Source organism: Gelidibacter sp., from assembly GCF_039916245.1.
In the GTDB taxonomy this organism is placed as follows: domain Bacteria; phylum Bacteroidota; class Bacteroidia; order Flavobacteriales; family Flavobacteriaceae; genus Gelidibacter.
The window spans coordinates 1-16,612 of record NZ_JBDSLS010000069.1 but is presented as its reverse complement, the minus strand read 5'-3'; the positions used below and the strand labels follow the sequence as shown (position 1 = coordinate 16,612).

The window sequence follows — 16,612 nt, the reverse complement described above, 5'->3', positions numbered from 1 at the left end:
AAGAAGAGGGGTGGACAGACGCAGTCTGGACGGGGAGTTTGACAAAAATAAGTAGGAATGAATTTACCGTAGCTCTGCGAAGGTAAAGAAAGGGGAGTTTGAATAAAAAGATGGAAGTTTTAAAACTACCTAACTAAAAGCATCCCAAGTAATCTTCAGCCCTTCCCTAACCGTATATCTCGGTTGATACCCCAACAACTCTTGTGCCTTCGAAATATCCGCTAAAGAATCGCGTACATCTCCTTGGCGTTCTGGACCATAAATAGGCTCTAACTGAGATTCAGCAGCTACTTTTAGGGAATCCCATAAATAATTAATATCGATGCGTTCGCCACAAGCCACATTAAACACATTGTTCCCGGCTTCTTTGGAGGCAAACATCCCTTTCACATTGGCCTGAACCACATTGTCAATAAAAGTAAAATCCCTGGTTTGTCCACCATCGCCATTTATTTTTGGCGCTACATTATCTTTTAAAGACTGCATAAACAACGGAATTACCGCTGCATAAGCACCATTCGGACTTTGTTTTGGTCCAAACACATTGAAGTAACGGAAACCAATCACATCGGTGCCATAGGTTTTGCCAAAGACGTCTGCGTAAAGCTCATTCACATACTTGGTAACTGCGTAAGGCGATAAAGGCCTCCCGATAGTATCTTCCACTTTTGGCAAAGCTTTACTATCGCCATAAGTCGAACTTGAGGCCGCATATACCATGCGTTTCACCTTTGGATTATCCTTGACGGCAATCAACACATTCAAAAAGCCTGAGATATTAACATCGTTGGTAGTAGCTGGATCATTGATCGATCGTGGTACCGAACCTAACGCAGCTTGATGGGACACATAGTCCATATCCTTCACTGCACGATGGCACGTATCTATATCTCTGATATCGCCTTCTAGGAGTTCAAAGGCTGGATTGGCCATGAATTCGGTCAGGTTTTCTCTGTAACCGTTTGAAAAATTATCGAGTACACGTACTTTTTTAGCACCGTGTTGCAACAGGTATTGAACCAAATTAGATCCTATAAATCCTGCGCCTCCAGTAATTAAAAAACTATATTTTGATAAATCGTCGGTATGATAAGCGTGTGTGTACATTATAATCTGGCGTCTACGGATTCTTTTGGTAATAAGGATTTGACGTCAAAAATAACGCCGATATCTGATCTTAAATTTTGGATGTCTAATTTTAAAAACTCATTATGAGAAACGGCAAGAACAATCGCATCATATTTAGAAGCCAACTTCGTATCTGTACAGATCAAATCAAAACCATACTCATGTTTTACTTCATCCGAAGAAGCCCATGGATCATAAACATCAACATCCACATCGTAGCTTTCAAATTCCTTAATGATATCAATCACTCGAGAATTGCGAATATCTGGACAGTTTTCCTTAAAGGTAATCCCCATGACTAAAGCTTTGGCTCCTTTAATTTTCGCACCTTTCTTGATCATCATTTTAACCGTTTCCTGAGCAACATAGCTCCCCATACTGTCATTCATCTTACGGCCTGCCAATATAATTTCAGGATTGTAACCCGATTCTATCGCTTTTTGAGCTAAGTAATACGGATCCACCCCGATACAATGCCCACCAACCAAACCTGGAGACATCTTGATAAAATTCCATTTCGTACCTGCTGCTTCCAACACCGCTTTGGTATCAATATCTAACAATCTAAAGATTTTAGACAATTCATTCACAAAAGCGATATTGATATCACGTTGTGAGTTTTCAATCACTTTAGCAGCTTCGGCAACTTTTATGCTCGGAGCCATGTGCGTCCCCGCAGTAATGATCGTTTTATAGAGATTATCCACTTCTACAGCAATTTCTGGTGTAGAACCCGAAGTGACCTTTAAAATTTTGGTAACGGTATGCATTTTATCTCCTGGATTGATACGTTCTGGAGAATAACCTGCGAAGAAATCAACATTAAATTTCAATCCAGATTCCTTTTCTAAAATCGGCACACAGATGTCTTCTGTAACTCCTGGATAAACGGTAGATTCATAAATTACAATCGCACCCTTTTTCATGATTCTACCTACAGTTTCACTGGCTTTTACCAAAGGTGTGAAAACTGGTTTGTTAAGTGCATCGGTTGGTGTTGGCACCGTAACAATAAAATAATCCGAATCCTCAATATCTGAAGGTGAATTTGAAACAAGTAGTCCCGTCTTAGACTTTGGATCCGCAACCAAAATAGACCTAAGATCATCATTATCAACCTCTAAAGTTCTGTCGATGCCCTGATTTAATTCATCGATGCGCTTTTGATTGATGTCAAAACCTACAACTAAAAACTTTCTAGCAAATTCTACAGCAAGTGGTAAACCTACATATCCTAATCCTATTACCGTAATTTTCGGGTGATTTGTCATGATGTATTTTTTATGGATTTTAAAATGAATTGTAAATCTAAAGAAAAACTCCAATTCTGAACGTATATTTTATTGATTTCCACTTTATCGGTCCAAATAATCGTTCTGTTGTAGCATTCAGGGTCTGATTGTTGCGCCAAAATAAGTTCTTCATCCTTATATTTTAAAGTGGCGGGACCTGTAATGCCAGGTTTAACTTTTAAAATGATCCGATCGTCACCTTCAAGTGCATCTGCAAACCCTGCAACATCCGGCCGCGGCCCAACAAAGCTCATGTCACCTTTTAAAACGTTAAAAAGCTGTGGCAATTCATCCAATCTATAGCGTCTTAAAAACTTCCCCAAAGCAGTAGCACTGGCGTCTAAATATCCCAAACGATAGACTTCCTGCTTTAAAGTCCGTGTTTTATATATTCTAAAAGGTCTTCCGAATTGCCCGATTCGAAACTGCGAAAACAAACCCCATTGTCGGGTATCAAGCGTCGCCATTAAAACCAACGATAGTATTGGAACGAGAAGAAATGGGAATAAAAAAAACCCGAGCAACACATCAAATAAACGTTTTACACGGGCTTGTTTTGGAGAGTTCAAAAGAAATTAATTAAGCGTTAATTTTAAGAAACCTCTTAATGCGTTTTAATAACTTATGTTTGCCGTTGCCTTCGTGGTAAGCATTGCCATAAGTGCCGTAACCATAGCCGTAGCCATACCCGTAACCATACCCGTACCCGTAATTATGGTTGGTTTTATGTTTGTAAAAGTTGAGTATGAAGTTGATATTCTTAACCTCGCCCATTTTAAATTTGGCATTAATTAAGGCTAACATGCCCTTTTTAGTGTAATCCAAGCGGACCATAAACAAAGTGGCATCAGCGTACTGTGTAAGCTCCAAAGCATCAGTAACCAATCCCAAAGGTGGGGTATCCAAAACGATCATATCATAACGACCACGTGCAAGCTCAATGAGTTCCTTCATCCGATCGCCCATCAATAATTCTGACGGGTTTGGAGGCACAGGCCCCGATGGAATGACATCAAGATTCTCAATGTGTGAGGTATAATTAATCTCATCAAACGTATTATCACCAATCAAATAGTTCACGACACCCTTATCATTGGAGATCTCGAAATCATCAAAAATCTTTGGCTTTCTTAAGTCCAGTCCAAGCAACAAGGTCTTTTTTCCTGATAGTGCATATACCGTAGCAATATTAATGGAGCAAAACGTCTTCCCTTCCCCACTAACCGACGACGTAATCATGATGGTTTTACCAACACCTTCTTCTTCCCCTTGCTTTTTATAGATGAACTGCAAACTCGAACGAATAGATCGGAAGGATTCTGAAACTGCCGACTTCGGTTTTTCAAAAACCACCAAATTATTTTTGTAATTGTATTTCCCGATCAATCCTAAAATAGGAATGCTCGACAAACGCTCCACCTCATCCGAACCATGAATGGTATTGTCCAAGAGGAAAATCACGAAAATCAAGAACATTGGTATAAAAAAGCCTAACATGAGCGCCATCATGTAGTTTAAGCTTTTGTTCGGTCCAATCCGGCCTCCGCCAATATCCTTGGCCTCGTCAATCGTGCTGATATCGGATACGTTTGCAGCTTTTACAATGGCGGCTTCCCCGCGTTTGGTCAGATAGATATTATAGGCTTCCTGACTGATATTCATCTTGCGTTGAATTTTCAAGAATTCCTGTTGATCTTCTGGCAAATTACTCAATTGCCCTTCAAATCGGGCGATGTTATTATTAATGGCATCTAAATTAATACCGATGGTCCTTTTGGTATTGCCGATCGTTTCCAGAAGTACATTCTTTTCGGCGTCAATCTGGCGGTCAATATCCTTAAAAATAAGATTCCCTTCCTTGACCGTGTATTCCTTCGTTTGACGTTCAATAGCCAGCGCAGTAATTTTAGCAACGCTCGATAAAATATTGCCTTCATTGATTCCTACAGATGAAGGAGCGGCGATCTGAGTATAATCGGTCTTGGTACGAAGATAATTTTCTAAGGAATTGAGATAGTTTAATTTGGTGCGCTCTTCTTCCCGAGTTAAATCTAAAGCTCTTAATTTCCCGGATACGATATTCATTTCCTCAGTGACATCAAACAACTTGTTCTCCTTCCTGAATTTGTTCATCTCGTCCGTAACATCTTTCAGATTATCATTTACCGAATTCAAACTGCTGTCAATAAACTTTATAGTATTAGTGGCATACAGGTTTTTACGTTCCAGTTCGGTTTTGCTCAAAATAGAGGTTGTGGCATTCAAATAATCTACAATTTTAGCCTTATTGCTTCCTGCCAAGGACAAGGTCAACACGGAGGATGAACTCCCTGAAAAAGGCGCAATCATCACACTGTTTTTATATTGATTGACGACCCCATCAAAATCTATAAACCTCAGATAATACTGCGCTCCAGGGACAATATTTCTGTTATTTCGTTTGGTTATCGTCCCATTAAAAAATGGCAGATTGATGGTTTGCCCAAAGCTAAAAGTCTCGGCAAATTCACCAGTTTTATAGTTTTCGTTGTATTTCTCCTTATCAGAATAGCGCTGGGCAGTAAAACCGCTATTTTCAAAACTGGCAGTCAACTCAAACTGCGTATCATTTAGAAACTTAATGCCAATCGTCTTCCCTAATATTTGTCCTTTGGTGATATCCAATTTCGCTACAAAGGGTGCATTTTTATAAATATCCTCCATACGGTATTTTCCTTGCTCCAGATATTCCATATAATACTGCAAGGAATCCATCACGAGTTCGTTATGCGTACGGGTTTTCACCGTGGTCATGACCTTACCCACTTTCCCGGAGACCCCACCCCAGTTGAACGAGATACTGGTATTGGCAGTAAAAAACGGATTCTGATCACTTTCTACCGAAATAAGAGAATCTAATTTATAGATGCTTTGCTTTCTAACATTAATAAGATAGGCCACTATTAGGGCAAATGCGACACTCAGGATAACAAATTTCCATAAGTTAAGCGCCTTGAATAAGTACCCCCTAAAATCAAAATAGGTGCCTCTTGGTTCTGAATAATCTAAATCTTGATCTTCCATAATAAACTACAGTCTTGTCACTAATAAAATGGTGGTGGTCAGAAGACTAATAACAGAAATTATCGCGGTCAAGGTTTCTCTACCCGTCGTTCCTGTGCCCCAAGTTTTTTGCTTCAGCGGTTTTACGTAGATCATATCATTGGGTTGGATATAATAATAGGGCGAATTCATGACATTAAAATCGGTCAAATCCAGATGATGAATTTGCTGTCCTTGCGGATATTGGCGAATGATCAAAACATCCTTTCTTTCACCAGTAATCGGGATTTCCCCGACATTTGCAATGGCCTGAAAGATATTGACACGTTCCTGAAATAATATTTGAGACCCTGGCGAACCCACTTCTCCCATCGCTGTATAACGCAGTCCAGAAAGCTTGACGGTGATGAACATGTTGGCCGTTTCCTTAAACTGTTCCTCAAGAAGTTTAGTTTTGATCAACTCTTCAATCTCAGCAGTGGTATAACCAAGCACAGTTATCAATCCGAGTTCAGGAATTCTAATACGGCCATGTGTATCAACTGTGAAACCGTCAAAGTACGCTCGTTCTGCAGCACTGGCATTTAAATTCCCATCACCTATCGGATTAAAAATACTGACGTTTTCTTGATCCAAGACCTTAATCCGAATATTCAAAATATCATTAATCTGAACGCGATATGGTTTCTGCTGCTCTACCATCATCTGTAAAGAATCGGTAGCACTATTTTTATTTTGGAGATACACAATATCTTTATGGGGAATACAGGACGTCAACAAACTACTGAGAATTAATCCCATAACCAATAAAAATCGTTTCATAAAGGGGTACATGTGTTTAGACAAATATAAGTTATCACTCGGAATATCAAAACTATTATCTATTTTTTCGATTTACTGCGAGGTTATGCTTTAAAATCAGTCTCAGTAATCTGTCGCGGTTTTCAGTTTCAGAACTCAATATCCAAAAAGTCTTCAACCTTCCATCCCCACTACCTCTGAACTTCCCTGATTAGAGTTGACCGTTTTGGTTAATTAATTCATAGTAAAAAAAAATGGTCATCAATTTTCTTTCTGTTATCAGGCATCGGCTACTGTCATTATTCATTTATCAGATCAAATATAGAACGCTGACCTGCCCGTCCGTTCAGGCGGGTGACGCTGATTCTGCTGATTTTTTTGATCTTATTTCTGTTTGTTTTTAATAAATAAATTCCTCGTTATTCGTAATACCTCATTCCTAATGCCTCATCCTACCTACTACCCACTACCTACTCCCCACTATGACAGTCTTAATCCTATTCTTTCCCCAATTCACGATTTAAGTCTTGGTTCTTGATTCTAAAAGCGAAGCGGTCTTGATTCATTTTCCACATCAATGTTTTAAATCGACAGATCTTCAATCCCTCGCGATTTATTTCCGTTCTTTGTAAAAAATTTAGACTTTGAATTACCTAACTGTTGAATCCATCTCAAAAACTTATGGCGACGCTCCGCTATTTGAAGACCTTTCTTTTAGCATCCATAAAGACGATAAAATAGCCTTCGTGGCAAAAAACGGAAGTGGAAAAACCTCCATCTTAAATATCATTGCAGGAACAGACCAACCTGATAACGGTCAAGTGGTCATTAGAAAAGGCTTGCGCCTGTCTTTTTTATCACAATCCCCACAATATGAAGAGGAACTCACCATTGAAGACACGATTTTCAATTCAGATTTGCCGATTTTAAAAATCATTGAAAATTATGAGAAAGCGCTTTTAAATATAGAAGATGCCGATGCTTATCAAAAAGCTTTTGAAGGCATGGAACGTCACAATGCTTGGGAATTTGAGCTGCGTTTTAAACAAATCCTTTCAAAATTGAAATTGGATGATCTCACTCAAAAAATAAAAACACTCTCTGGAGGTCAGAAAAAACGTCTCGCTTTAGCAACAGCGCTCATCAATGAGCCCGATCTTTTAATTTTGGACGAGCCTACCAACCACCTTGACCTGGAAATGATCGAATGGTTGGAACAGTACTTTGCCAAAGCACAAATGACCTTGTTTATGGTCACGCACGACCGCTACTTTTTGGAGCGCGTCTGTAATGAAATTATTGAATTGGATCAAGGCAAACTTTACACCTATAAAGGGAACTACTCCTATTATTTAGAACAAAAAGAAGCACGTGTTACCAATGAAACGGTTGAAACTGGCAAAGCCAAACAACTCTTCAAAAAAGAGCTGGACTGGATGCGTCGTCAACCAAAAGCACGAACCACAAAGTCTAAATCGCGCATTGACGATTTTCAAGATATTAAAGCCAAAGCAAGCCAACGCAGAAATGACCATCAAGTGCAATTGGAAATCAATATGGAACGTCTGGGAAGTAAAATCGTGGAATTCCATAAAGTTTCAAAAGCTTATGGTGATAAGGTAATTCTGGAGGGTTTTGAATATGTTTTCAAACATGGTGAACGCATTGGCATCATTGGAAAAAACGGCACAGGAAAATCAACGTTTTTAAATATGTTGACCGACGCTGTTGAACCCGATTCAGGAAAGATTATCATTGGAGACACCGTCAAATTCGGTTATTACACACAAAGCGGTATAAAAATTAAGGAAGGTCAAAAAGTGATTGAGGTCATCAAGGAATTTGGCGAGTATATTCCGTTGACCAAAGGCCGTCAGATTAGTGCCTCACAATTATTGGAACGCTTCTTATTCGATCGTAAAAAGCAATATGACTTTGTCGAAAAACTAAGTGGTGGCGAACAAAAACGTCTATACCTCTGTACGATTTTAATTCAAAATCCGAATTTCCTGATTCTTGATGAGCCTACCAACGACTTGGATATTGTCACGTTGAACGTGCTCGAAGAATTCCTTCTGGATTTCCCTGGCTGTTTACTAGTCGTTTCTCACGACCGTTATTTCATGGATAAGATCGTCGATCATTTATTTGTTTTTAAAGGAGAGGGCGAAGTCGAGAATTTCCCTGGAAACTATTCCGATTATCGCGAATATGAAGCCTCAGCACCAGTTATTGAAGTCTCGAAAACTGAATCCGTATCGGTCGACAACAAACAAAATGAAGGCAACAAACTATCTTATAATGAGAAAAAAGAGCTCAAATCTTTAGATAGCAAAATCAGATCTTTGGAGTTAGATAAAGCTGCCTTTGAAGAAAAATTTCATGACACCTCTTTAAGTCCAGATAAAATCAATAAACTGTCGCTGGATTTAGAAAAAATAATTGACGAGTTAGCGGCGAAGGAAGCACGTTGGTTTGAGCTTTCGGAGAAGTTGGAGGATTAGTTATTCTCTCGCAAAGGCGCGGAGACGCAGAGATAGTGGTATTGATTATTTTTTATTATTATTTTTATTGCCTGTTGATCTAAAAAAAATGATGATAACCTCATTGCGAACTTTTGTGATAAACCTTGCGTCCTTGCGGTTAAACGTAAATGATTTAATTTTTTTCAAAAGCTATAACGCAAAGTTCCACAAAGGAAACACAAAGAGCCACAAAGAGCCATAAAGGATTTTAGCTAGTATTTCAACGTGAATTATTATCCAAAAAATCAGTGATCATCAGCAAAAATCAGCGTCATCAGCGTTCTATATGATGATAGATTGGTTGAAATTGATTAAACAATCTTAATTCTGCCAGCTTGAAACAAGAAACAACAGAAACAAGAAACAGTAAATTTTGCATCAAATTCTCTCCTATATAAAATTCCTTTTAAAATCAAGCAACCAACACGGTGTCCACTCCCCGTTTGTTTATGATTTGGTAACGAAGTGTTTTTATGACAAAACAAATTACTCTGAATATGAAGCGCTGAAAACTTATCGTTCAGAGTTACTTCAAAATTCAGAAATGATCACGATTACCGATTTTGGCTCTGGGTCAAAAGTTTTCAACTCCGATAAGCGCGCCATCAACGCCATTGCAAAAACATCGGGAACTTCCTTAAAAAACACCAAACTGCTATTTAGAATAATTCGGTATTTTCAACCGGCGTCCATTTTAGAATTGGGAACCAATCTTGGTATTGGCACCTATGCGTTGTCTTTGGGAAACCCTAAAGCAAGCATCTCAACTATTGAAGGATGTTCACAAATATTAAAAGTTGCCCAACAACAATTCTCGAATAAAAGAGTTTCGAACATTAATGCCATTCAAGGCGATTTTAAAGAAGAACTTCTAGGATTAACACTACACAATTGGGATCTTATTTTTTTTGATGGACACCATTCCAAAGAAGCGACATTAACCTATTTTAAAATGTTATTTCCGACCGCACATAATGATTCTGTCTTTATTTTTGATGATATTTATTGGTCTAAAGGCATGACGGAAGCATGGGAAATCATTAAAGCACATCCGCAAGTAACCGTTACAGTGGACATTTTTAATTGGGGCATTGTTTTCTTTAGAAAAGAACAGGCGAAAGAACATTTTAAAATTAGAGTGTAACATCTTTAGACTTTGAACGTCCTATACATCGTAAATCTATTAACTCAAAAAGTTATGAGTTCTAAATTTCTCTGCTTGTCTGAACTCAAGGAATTTGGAATTTGTAACTTCACTTACCCGTCCGTAGCTTTTGCGAAGGCGGGAACCTTAAACCTAAAACCACCACATGGACAACGTCATTCACATTAGAAATATCGTCAGAAACTTTCAGTTAGGCTCAGAAACCGTTTATGTTTTAAAAGGCATTGATCTGGATATTGAACGTGGCGATTATGTGGCTATTATGGGACCTTCGGGTTCTGGAAAATCAACGCTAATGAATCTTTTGGGCTGTTTGGACACGCCTACCTCAGGTCAATATATTCTGAACAATAAAGATGTCAGCAAATTGAGCGATGACGAGTTGGCCGAAATCAGAAATAAGGAAATCGGTTTCGTATTTCAGACGTTTAACTTATTGCCAAGAACCACAGCATTAGACAATGTGGCCTTACCCATGATTTATGCAGGCGCATCAAAAGCTGATCGAAACGCTCGCGCCACACAAGTATTGACTGATGTCGGCCTAGCGGATCGTATTCACCACAAACCGAATGAACTTTCGGGCGGTCAACGTCAACGTGTAGCAGTAGGTCGCGCTTTGGTCAATAAACCTTCCATTATTTTAGCCGATGAGCCTACAGGGAATTTAGATTCTAAAACCTCATTGGAAATCCTCCAATTATTTGACGACATCCATAATGCAGGAAATACTGTTATTGTGGTTACCCACGAAGAAGATGTTGCAAAAAGAGCTGCGCGTGTCATCCGCTTACGAGACGGCATGATTGAGAGTGATGAGCGGAATTAGGGGCTAGTTGGCAGTCTTCAGTCGGCAGTTGGCAGTCATCCCGCCTTCGCTAAAGCTACGGACGGCAGTCTCTGTCACAGTCTCACTCGCAATGTTAAGAAATAAGTTTATTATTTTTATCTGGGTATGTGTAGATGCACTATCGCAAATGTATTCCTTTATATCTGTTCTATAGATTGAATTGTTGGTAAAAAACAATGGCTGAGATATCATTTATGGAAAATACAAGAATGAGAGAATGGTCAAATATGGATAATGTAGGCTGCGGATATGTAGATGCTAATGACCAATTTGTAATTAAACACATTTATATCGTTATTTTTTGTTTACTTCTTTAAATTATTTTATATTTAAGAACCTACGCATGTATTTATTTTGAATATGAATATGCTATGATAGAAGTTATTGTTAATGCGACGACTACTGAAGGTGGGTTAGCGCAAATGCAAAATTTTTTTGGAGGAAATATCACTGAGCGGTGGGGAGAATTCACCTTGACATTCGATAATGATCTCGTAAAAGGTTCCATAAAATGCATCTCATTCGATTGGGGCGTTAGTCTCATGGAATTTGACGCTATTTTTTTTGAGGATATTTTGTTTGTATATGGCAATGAAAACACAAATCCTTTACACTTTTCATATTGCTCTCAAGGCAGTTACCAGCATCGTTTTGGTAATGAAAGCGCTTTTCATACTACCGAACAATACCATTCTTCAATCATCGTTTCTAAAAAAAACTTGGAGTTGCATGCGCTTTTCACAAAAGGTATTCATGTCATTATTAATGATATACGGATTATAAGAACGGAGTTTATAAAAAGACGAAACAACCAATTATCTGAACTCAACGAAAACCTTTATAGGGTTTTTATGGACGATAAAGACCATTCAGAATTTGCCTATTACAGTCCAATCCATTTAAAGATGGAAGATTATGTTAAAACACTTCGTGATCTTAAAACTGAAGGGATGACTCGTGTGCTACAAATCGAAGGCGAAGTTTACCATTTGCTGGCCATGCATATTGCGCGACATGATAGATATCAAAACAATGATACCGTGCCGAGTTCACTTTTAAAAGAGGAGTTGAAAATCATTAGAAATCAAGCCAATAAAATATTAGAAGATCCGTCATTAAATTATAATCTGGATCAAATTTCGAAAGAGGCTGCGCTTTCTCAAGCTAAATTGCAGGAAGGATTTAAATTCTTGTACGCTCGGACGGTTACTGAATATATAAGACATATACGTTTGGAAGCTGCACGGGACCTGATGAACACAACAGATTTGAACATTTCACAAATTGTATATACCATTGGTTTTACAAGCCGAAGTTATTTCTCTAAAATATTCAAGGAAAAATACGAGATGACTCCACATGAATTTAAAAAGAAGGTGGTTTACATCAATGGCTCTGACGAATATGATGCTATCGCCTAAAAAACTTTTTCATTAGGAGAATAACGCCATATTTTCCAGCTAATTTTACAGCCGTATTGACCCAATTAAGAGGTTTCATATCTTCCTTAAAATCATGCTTGATTCCTTTAATTTCTTCCCAGGCAATCTGCTGTTCAAGTTTCAATCGGCTCAACTCATAGTCGATTTCGTCAAAAGATTTGTAGATTTTCATGGACTAAGATTTAAAGAATTTAATTTGGATTTTTTCAATTATTTTAGCGTCCACAACATATCTCACTTTATAAATAATAAGACCTATTATCATGAATACGCCTCCCATAATGAGATAGCCTAAAGCCACATTCTGCAAGGCATCACCTATTGCTATAGCTGCAGAAACGGACAATAAAATTAAACCTATAAATAATACGGCTCCAATAATTAGCGCTTTACCAATCATACTGATGGTATAGGTCAATTGTTGAAATATTTTTAGTTTAAAATATTCGAAAGATTTATCTATGTATCTTTCACCAATATCCGTTGCTTTATTGGACGTATTATTTATAGATTCAAAAATGCTCATATCTTAAATTTATGATTTTTGGAATTTTTTATTTTTTTCTCTCAAAGCCTCCAATTTGGCTTCTAATGTTTTAATGACATCTTCTGTTTTATGGCTCGCATCAGACACAATGGATTCTACTTTTTCATCAAGCGTTTGTGCTTTATGAGTTACCGAATCTACAATATTATCTCTTAAATGTGATGCTTTACTAGCAATAGTATCTCTTGCTGACATAGCGCCTTCTGCAATTCTATCTCTTGCTGCCAATGCCTCGTCTGAAATTCTTTGTCTCGTGTTAACACCTTTATCAGGCGCAAATAAAATTCCTAATGTTGCGCCAATTGCTGTACCAGCTAAAATTCCGATCAGTGTGTTAGTACTACTATTATTTCCCATAATATTATTTATTTTTAAATTATTAATATTGATTTGATTTCTTAATTAATTTCAAAATTATAACAGAATCGCTGTTGGCATTAGCTCAAAAAGAAAAAATTTTGACTATTACACGATTGTACTTGCAGTCTCTATTTATTTAGTATAATTTCGAAAATCACTTTGTTACAAGCTACCAACTTACAGCATGATAACCAAAATGTTAAAGTTATTTTACAACTAATTTAACATAAAATGATACTACCATGAGCAATTCAATTAAAACTGTTAATCCTTTTAACAATCAATCCTTAAAAGAATACCAACTTCACAGCTCTGAAGATTTACATCATATTTTAGAAACATCCGACAAGACATTTCACCAATGGAAGATTACGCCCATTAAGGAGCGCTGTAGTCTCTTAATGAACCTTGCGCAAATTATAGAAGATGACAAGGACGATCTGGCAATACTGATGACTTTAGAAATGGGAAAACCCATTAACCAAAGTATTTCTGAGATTGAAAAATGCCTGACCTTATGTGATTTTTATGCGACAAATGCTGATGATTTTTTAGCAGATGAACTCATTGAAACTGATGCTTCAGAAAGTTTTATAAGCTATGATCCGTTAGGCACTATTTTAGCGATTATGCCTTGGAACTTTCCTTTCTGGCAAGTACTTCGATTTGCCATCCCAACAGTAACGGCAGGAAACACAACAATCTTAAAACACGCCGCCAATGTTACTGGTTGCGCCTTGGCCATTGAGAAACTTTTCGAAAAGGCAGGCTATCCAAAGGGTTGCTTCACGACCATACTTGCCAATCATGAGGCCGTTGAAAAAATTATCGCAAATGACATTATAAAAGCAGTGACCTTAACGGGAAGTGAAGAAGCTGGTCGGAATATTGCCGCAACCGCTGGTAAAAATTTAAAGAAAACCGTTCTTGAACTGGGCGGCAGCAACGCTTGCATTGTTCTTGATGACGCTAACTTGGACAAGTACATGGACACCATGGTCAACGCTAGAATGCAAAATACGGGACAAAGTTGTATTGCGGCTAAGCGTTTTATTGTCACTGAGAATATCTATGATACTTTTTTAAAGCTATTTAAAGAGAAAGTCGCTGCACTAAAATTTGGCGACCCCATGGACAAGCAAACGACCATTGGTACTTTGGCGAGAGCCGACTTAGCAAAGACTTTAAAAAAGCAAATCGACGATTCCGTCAAATTAGGAGCCACCGTGGTCATAGGAAACAATCAAAAAGACGCCTACTTTGAACCGACCATTTTAACGGATATCACTCCCGAAATGCCCGTATTTAAAGAAGAAACCTTTGGTCCTGTTGCCGCTATAATCAAGGTTAAAAATACGGAAGAAGCTTTTAAAATGGCAACTGACACAAAATATGGCTTAGGCACCATGGTATTCACGCAATCTATTGAAACGGCAGAAAATTTTATTGACACTATTGAGGACGGCGCTTATTTTATAAACGAAATGGTCAAATCGGACGCACGATTGCCGTTCGGTGGCACAAAGGCTTCTGGCTATGGTCGGGAACTTTCAAAAGAAGGCATCCATGAATTTGTAAATAAAAAAACGGTTTTTATCAACCACTAAAGAGACACCGTTATAAAATCCCTGGTTTTGTTGATTGCTATAGTACTGATTATTTTGAATGGTTTTAAGCGACGATTCAATTACCTCTGAAATTGTCTAGTAGCTGATCTTCGACAAGAGACAAATAGTCGTCTAAAGCGATACAAAGCAACAATAAAAGATGTGTTTAGAAATGTCATAAAAGTGTCAAACACATCTTTGATTAAGAAAAATCGTCTGACTTTTGTAAATTAGAAATCCATTGGCCTTAATAATCAAAACTTAAGCTCATGAAACTTTTAGTCCTTATTGTAATTACTATCGTATTTATTGCTTGTAATGAGCACAAAAATTCAATTCACAATTCAAGTGCTGACAAGAAAGACAAGTCATTAAAACTTAATGGCGTTTGGGAACTGGTGAGCTATTACCACTATGTAAATAACAAGATTGCTGACTCATTTAAAACCTACCATGGTTTTAGACAAGTCAAAATGTATACGGACACTAAAGTTATGTGGAACAAAAGTGTTCCCTCCGATTCTATCGAATGGTTCGGCTATGGAAACTACAGCCTAGATGACGGAAACGTTGAACTTACCGAAACTTTAGAATATGGTTCAGAAATGATGCGTCGCATTATCCAAGAGAAAAAAGAATTCAAATATGAGATCTCATTGGGAAGAAACAAGTTTAGTCAAATTGAAGTTGATAATAAAGGCAATCGTCTTTATTCAGAAAACTACAGACGTATTGAATAAGCAGACTACTTAAAATGGTCATAAATACTTTAAACTTAAAATGGTCATAAATACCTTAAACGCAAAGGACGCAAAGTTCCGCGCAAGGAGCGCGATGAAATTGCCAGAGCGTCCGTAGCTTCAGCGGAGTCGGGAATTTGAAAACGAAATTGAAAATGACTTCCAATTAGTAAGGAGGAATCTTTGTGTTCGCTGAATTTAAGATTAGCAAATCATATATTGTGAAACATTAATGCCCGATAAATGATTAATCCACTTGGCTTTAATTTTCATTTATTTGATTATCAATCTTTTACGCTATGATTTTTATGTTTTATCAAAAACAGGCCACCAATTAAAGGATTATTGTTCTTGCTCTGCTTTATCAATAATCCAGTCTTTTTCTGGGTTTTCTAGAAATTTCATCAAATTGATGTAATTGAAAAGATGGATTTTACAGAAGCTGACCAAATTTGAAAATGCCCAATTGCGCTTCAGTTTCTTCTTTATCACAGCACACCAAAGATTGACCATCAAAATACAATAAATCTGTATCTTGATTGCATTTTCATTATCTACCTAGAGATATTTCAATGGAAAGTTCTGTTTTAAAAATCTTCACCTGCTTTTTCATGACATCTTTGATTCGGCTGTCCGATAAAAAACCGCTTTATTGTTTTAATAATTGATGATAAATATTTTCAAAAACCAAATAATCCCTTTTCTTGTTGGCATCAGATAAGGTACTTCTTTTAGGGATATGGTTTAACTGAAAACCATTCGTTTTTCCCGATAGACCCAGAATTGAACCAGATATATCTCGAAGGGATGTACACTTTTAAAATGAACAAAAAGGCATACTTATCGAATGGTCTTTTGTGGTAAACCGTTTGGTGTAACGGGCTGAATCACATTTTTTGCCCTCTTTTCTTACCAAAGAATCGTCTATTAAAGAAATGAGCTGTCCGAAAACAGACTTACTAGAAAAATAATTACTTTTACCCATCGTATTATGAATTTTGCAATGCTAATTCACTATATTATTCAAGGAGCCATTTATAATGGCTCCATTTTTAACGGACAACAATGAAACAAATTAAAAAAGAGATGAAACATATTGTTATCCTTACTGGC

16 protein-coding genes are annotated in these 16,612 nt (G+C 37.4%); 6 read left to right on the top strand and 10 right to left on the bottom strand.

The features are described from left to right. Nucleotides 1-129: 129 nt before the first annotated feature. Genes ABIQ28_RS03515 through ABIQ28_RS03495 form a run of 5 tightly spaced genes read right to left on the bottom strand, consistent with a single transcriptional unit; the run spans nucleotide 130 to nucleotide 6,284 of the window. Nucleotides 130-1,107, bottom strand: a complete 978-nt coding sequence (locus ABIQ28_RS03515) for an SDR family oxidoreductase (RefSeq protein ID WP_348035369.1) — start codon at nucleotides 1,105-1,107, stop codon at nucleotides 130-132. Continuing rightward, nucleotides 1,107-2,399: a nucleotide sugar dehydrogenase gene (locus ABIQ28_RS03510; protein ID WP_348035368.1), complete on the bottom strand. Its 1,293-nt coding sequence runs from the start codon at nucleotides 2,397-2,399 to the stop codon at nucleotides 1,107-1,109. Before ABIQ28_RS03510 ends, ABIQ28_RS03515 begins: the two co-directional genes overlap by 1 nt. Next, on the bottom strand, nucleotides 2,396-2,989 hold the full coding sequence (locus tag ABIQ28_RS03505) for a sugar transferase (protein WP_348035367.1): 594 nt from the start codon (nucleotides 2,987-2,989) through the stop codon (nucleotides 2,396-2,398). The genes ABIQ28_RS03510 and ABIQ28_RS03505 overlap by 4 nt, the downstream gene beginning before the upstream one ends. 10 nt (nucleotides 2,990-2,999) lie before the next feature. Further along, nucleotides 3,000-5,483 carry a polysaccharide biosynthesis tyrosine autokinase gene (locus tag ABIQ28_RS03500; protein WP_348035366.1) on the bottom strand — a complete coding sequence of 828 codons (2,484 nt, stop codon included), beginning with the start codon at nucleotides 5,481-5,483 and terminating at the stop codon, nucleotides 3,000-3,002. Nucleotides 5,484-5,489: 6 nt separating this feature from the next. After that, nucleotides 5,490-6,284 (bottom strand): polysaccharide biosynthesis/export family protein, encoded by a 795-nt coding sequence (locus ABIQ28_RS03495; RefSeq protein WP_348035365.1) that lies wholly within the window; start codon nucleotides 6,282-6,284, stop codon nucleotides 5,490-5,492. A 623-nt stretch (nucleotides 6,285-6,907) separates the two neighbouring features. Here ABIQ28_RS03495 and ABIQ28_RS03490 point away from each other — a divergent pair. The 4 genes from ABIQ28_RS03490 to ABIQ28_RS03475 all read left to right on the top strand — a co-directional run bounded on the left by ABIQ28_RS03490 (nucleotide 6,908) and on the right by ABIQ28_RS03475 (nucleotide 12,224). Beyond that, a complete protein-coding gene (locus ABIQ28_RS03490) occupies nucleotides 6,908-8,767 on the top strand; it encodes an ABC-F family ATP-binding cassette domain-containing protein (protein ID WP_348035364.1) in 1,860 nt (619 codons plus the stop codon). Nucleotides 8,768-9,332: 565 nt separating this feature from the next. Beyond that, the gene (locus ABIQ28_RS03485; protein ID WP_348035363.1) at nucleotides 9,333-9,932 is read left to right on the top strand and encodes a class I SAM-dependent methyltransferase; all 600 of its coding nucleotides are present in this window, start codon (nucleotides 9,333-9,335) and stop codon (nucleotides 9,930-9,932) included. Between the two features lie 166 nt (nucleotides 9,933-10,098). Continuing rightward, nucleotides 10,099-10,782 (top strand): ABC transporter ATP-binding protein, encoded by a 684-nt coding sequence (locus ABIQ28_RS03480; protein ID WP_348035362.1) that lies wholly within the window; start codon nucleotides 10,099-10,101, stop codon nucleotides 10,780-10,782. 392 nt (nucleotides 10,783-11,174) lie between these two features. Continuing rightward, nucleotides 11,175-12,224, top strand: a complete 1,050-nt coding sequence (locus ABIQ28_RS03475; protein WP_348035361.1) for a helix-turn-helix transcriptional regulator — start codon at nucleotides 11,175-11,177, stop codon at nucleotides 12,222-12,224. Here ABIQ28_RS03475 and ABIQ28_RS03470 read toward each other — a convergent pair. From ABIQ28_RS03470 to ABIQ28_RS03460, 3 genes are read right to left on the bottom strand one after another with little or no spacing between them, the layout of a single operon-like run. After that, nucleotides 12,214-12,417 (bottom strand): hypothetical protein, encoded by a 204-nt coding sequence (locus tag ABIQ28_RS03470; RefSeq protein ID WP_348035360.1) that lies wholly within the window; start codon nucleotides 12,415-12,417, stop codon nucleotides 12,214-12,216. The two genes, ABIQ28_RS03475 and ABIQ28_RS03470, sit on opposite strands and share 11 nt — an antisense overlap. 3 nt (nucleotides 12,418-12,420) lie before the next feature. Then, nucleotides 12,421-12,771, bottom strand: coding sequence for a phage holin family protein (locus ABIQ28_RS03465; RefSeq protein WP_348035359.1), 351 nt, complete (start codon nucleotides 12,769-12,771; stop codon nucleotides 12,421-12,423). A gap of 9 nt (nucleotides 12,772-12,780) precedes the next feature. Continuing rightward, a complete protein-coding gene (locus ABIQ28_RS03460) occupies nucleotides 12,781-13,149 on the bottom strand; it encodes a YtxH domain-containing protein (RefSeq protein ID WP_348035358.1) in 369 nt (122 codons plus the stop codon). Nucleotides 13,150-13,394: 245 nt separating this feature from the next. Here ABIQ28_RS03460 and ABIQ28_RS03455 point away from each other — a divergent pair, with 245 nt between their 5' ends. Both ABIQ28_RS03455 and ABIQ28_RS03450 read left to right on the top strand, forming a co-directional pair. After that, nucleotides 13,395-14,759, top strand: coding sequence for an NAD-dependent succinate-semialdehyde dehydrogenase (locus tag ABIQ28_RS03455; protein WP_348035357.1), 1,365 nt, complete (start codon nucleotides 13,395-13,397; stop codon nucleotides 14,757-14,759). Nucleotides 14,760-15,028: 269 nt separating this feature from the next. Continuing rightward, nucleotides 15,029-15,499 (top strand): hypothetical protein, encoded by a 471-nt coding sequence (locus tag ABIQ28_RS03450; protein WP_348035356.1) that lies wholly within the window; start codon nucleotides 15,029-15,031, stop codon nucleotides 15,497-15,499. 342 nt (nucleotides 15,500-15,841) lie between these two features. On the opposite strand, the gene ABIQ28_RS03445 is transcribed toward ABIQ28_RS03450, so the two are convergent. Both ABIQ28_RS03445 and ABIQ28_RS03440 read right to left on the bottom strand, forming a co-directional pair. After that, nucleotides 15,842-15,991, bottom strand: coding sequence for a hypothetical protein (locus ABIQ28_RS03445; protein WP_348035355.1), 150 nt, complete (start codon nucleotides 15,989-15,991; stop codon nucleotides 15,842-15,844). Between the two features lie 325 nt (nucleotides 15,992-16,316). Further along, a complete protein-coding gene (locus ABIQ28_RS03440) occupies nucleotides 16,317-16,484 on the bottom strand; it encodes a DUF4372 domain-containing protein (protein ID WP_348035354.1) in 168 nt (55 codons plus the stop codon). Between the last annotated feature and the right edge of the window lie 128 nt (nucleotides 16,485-16,612).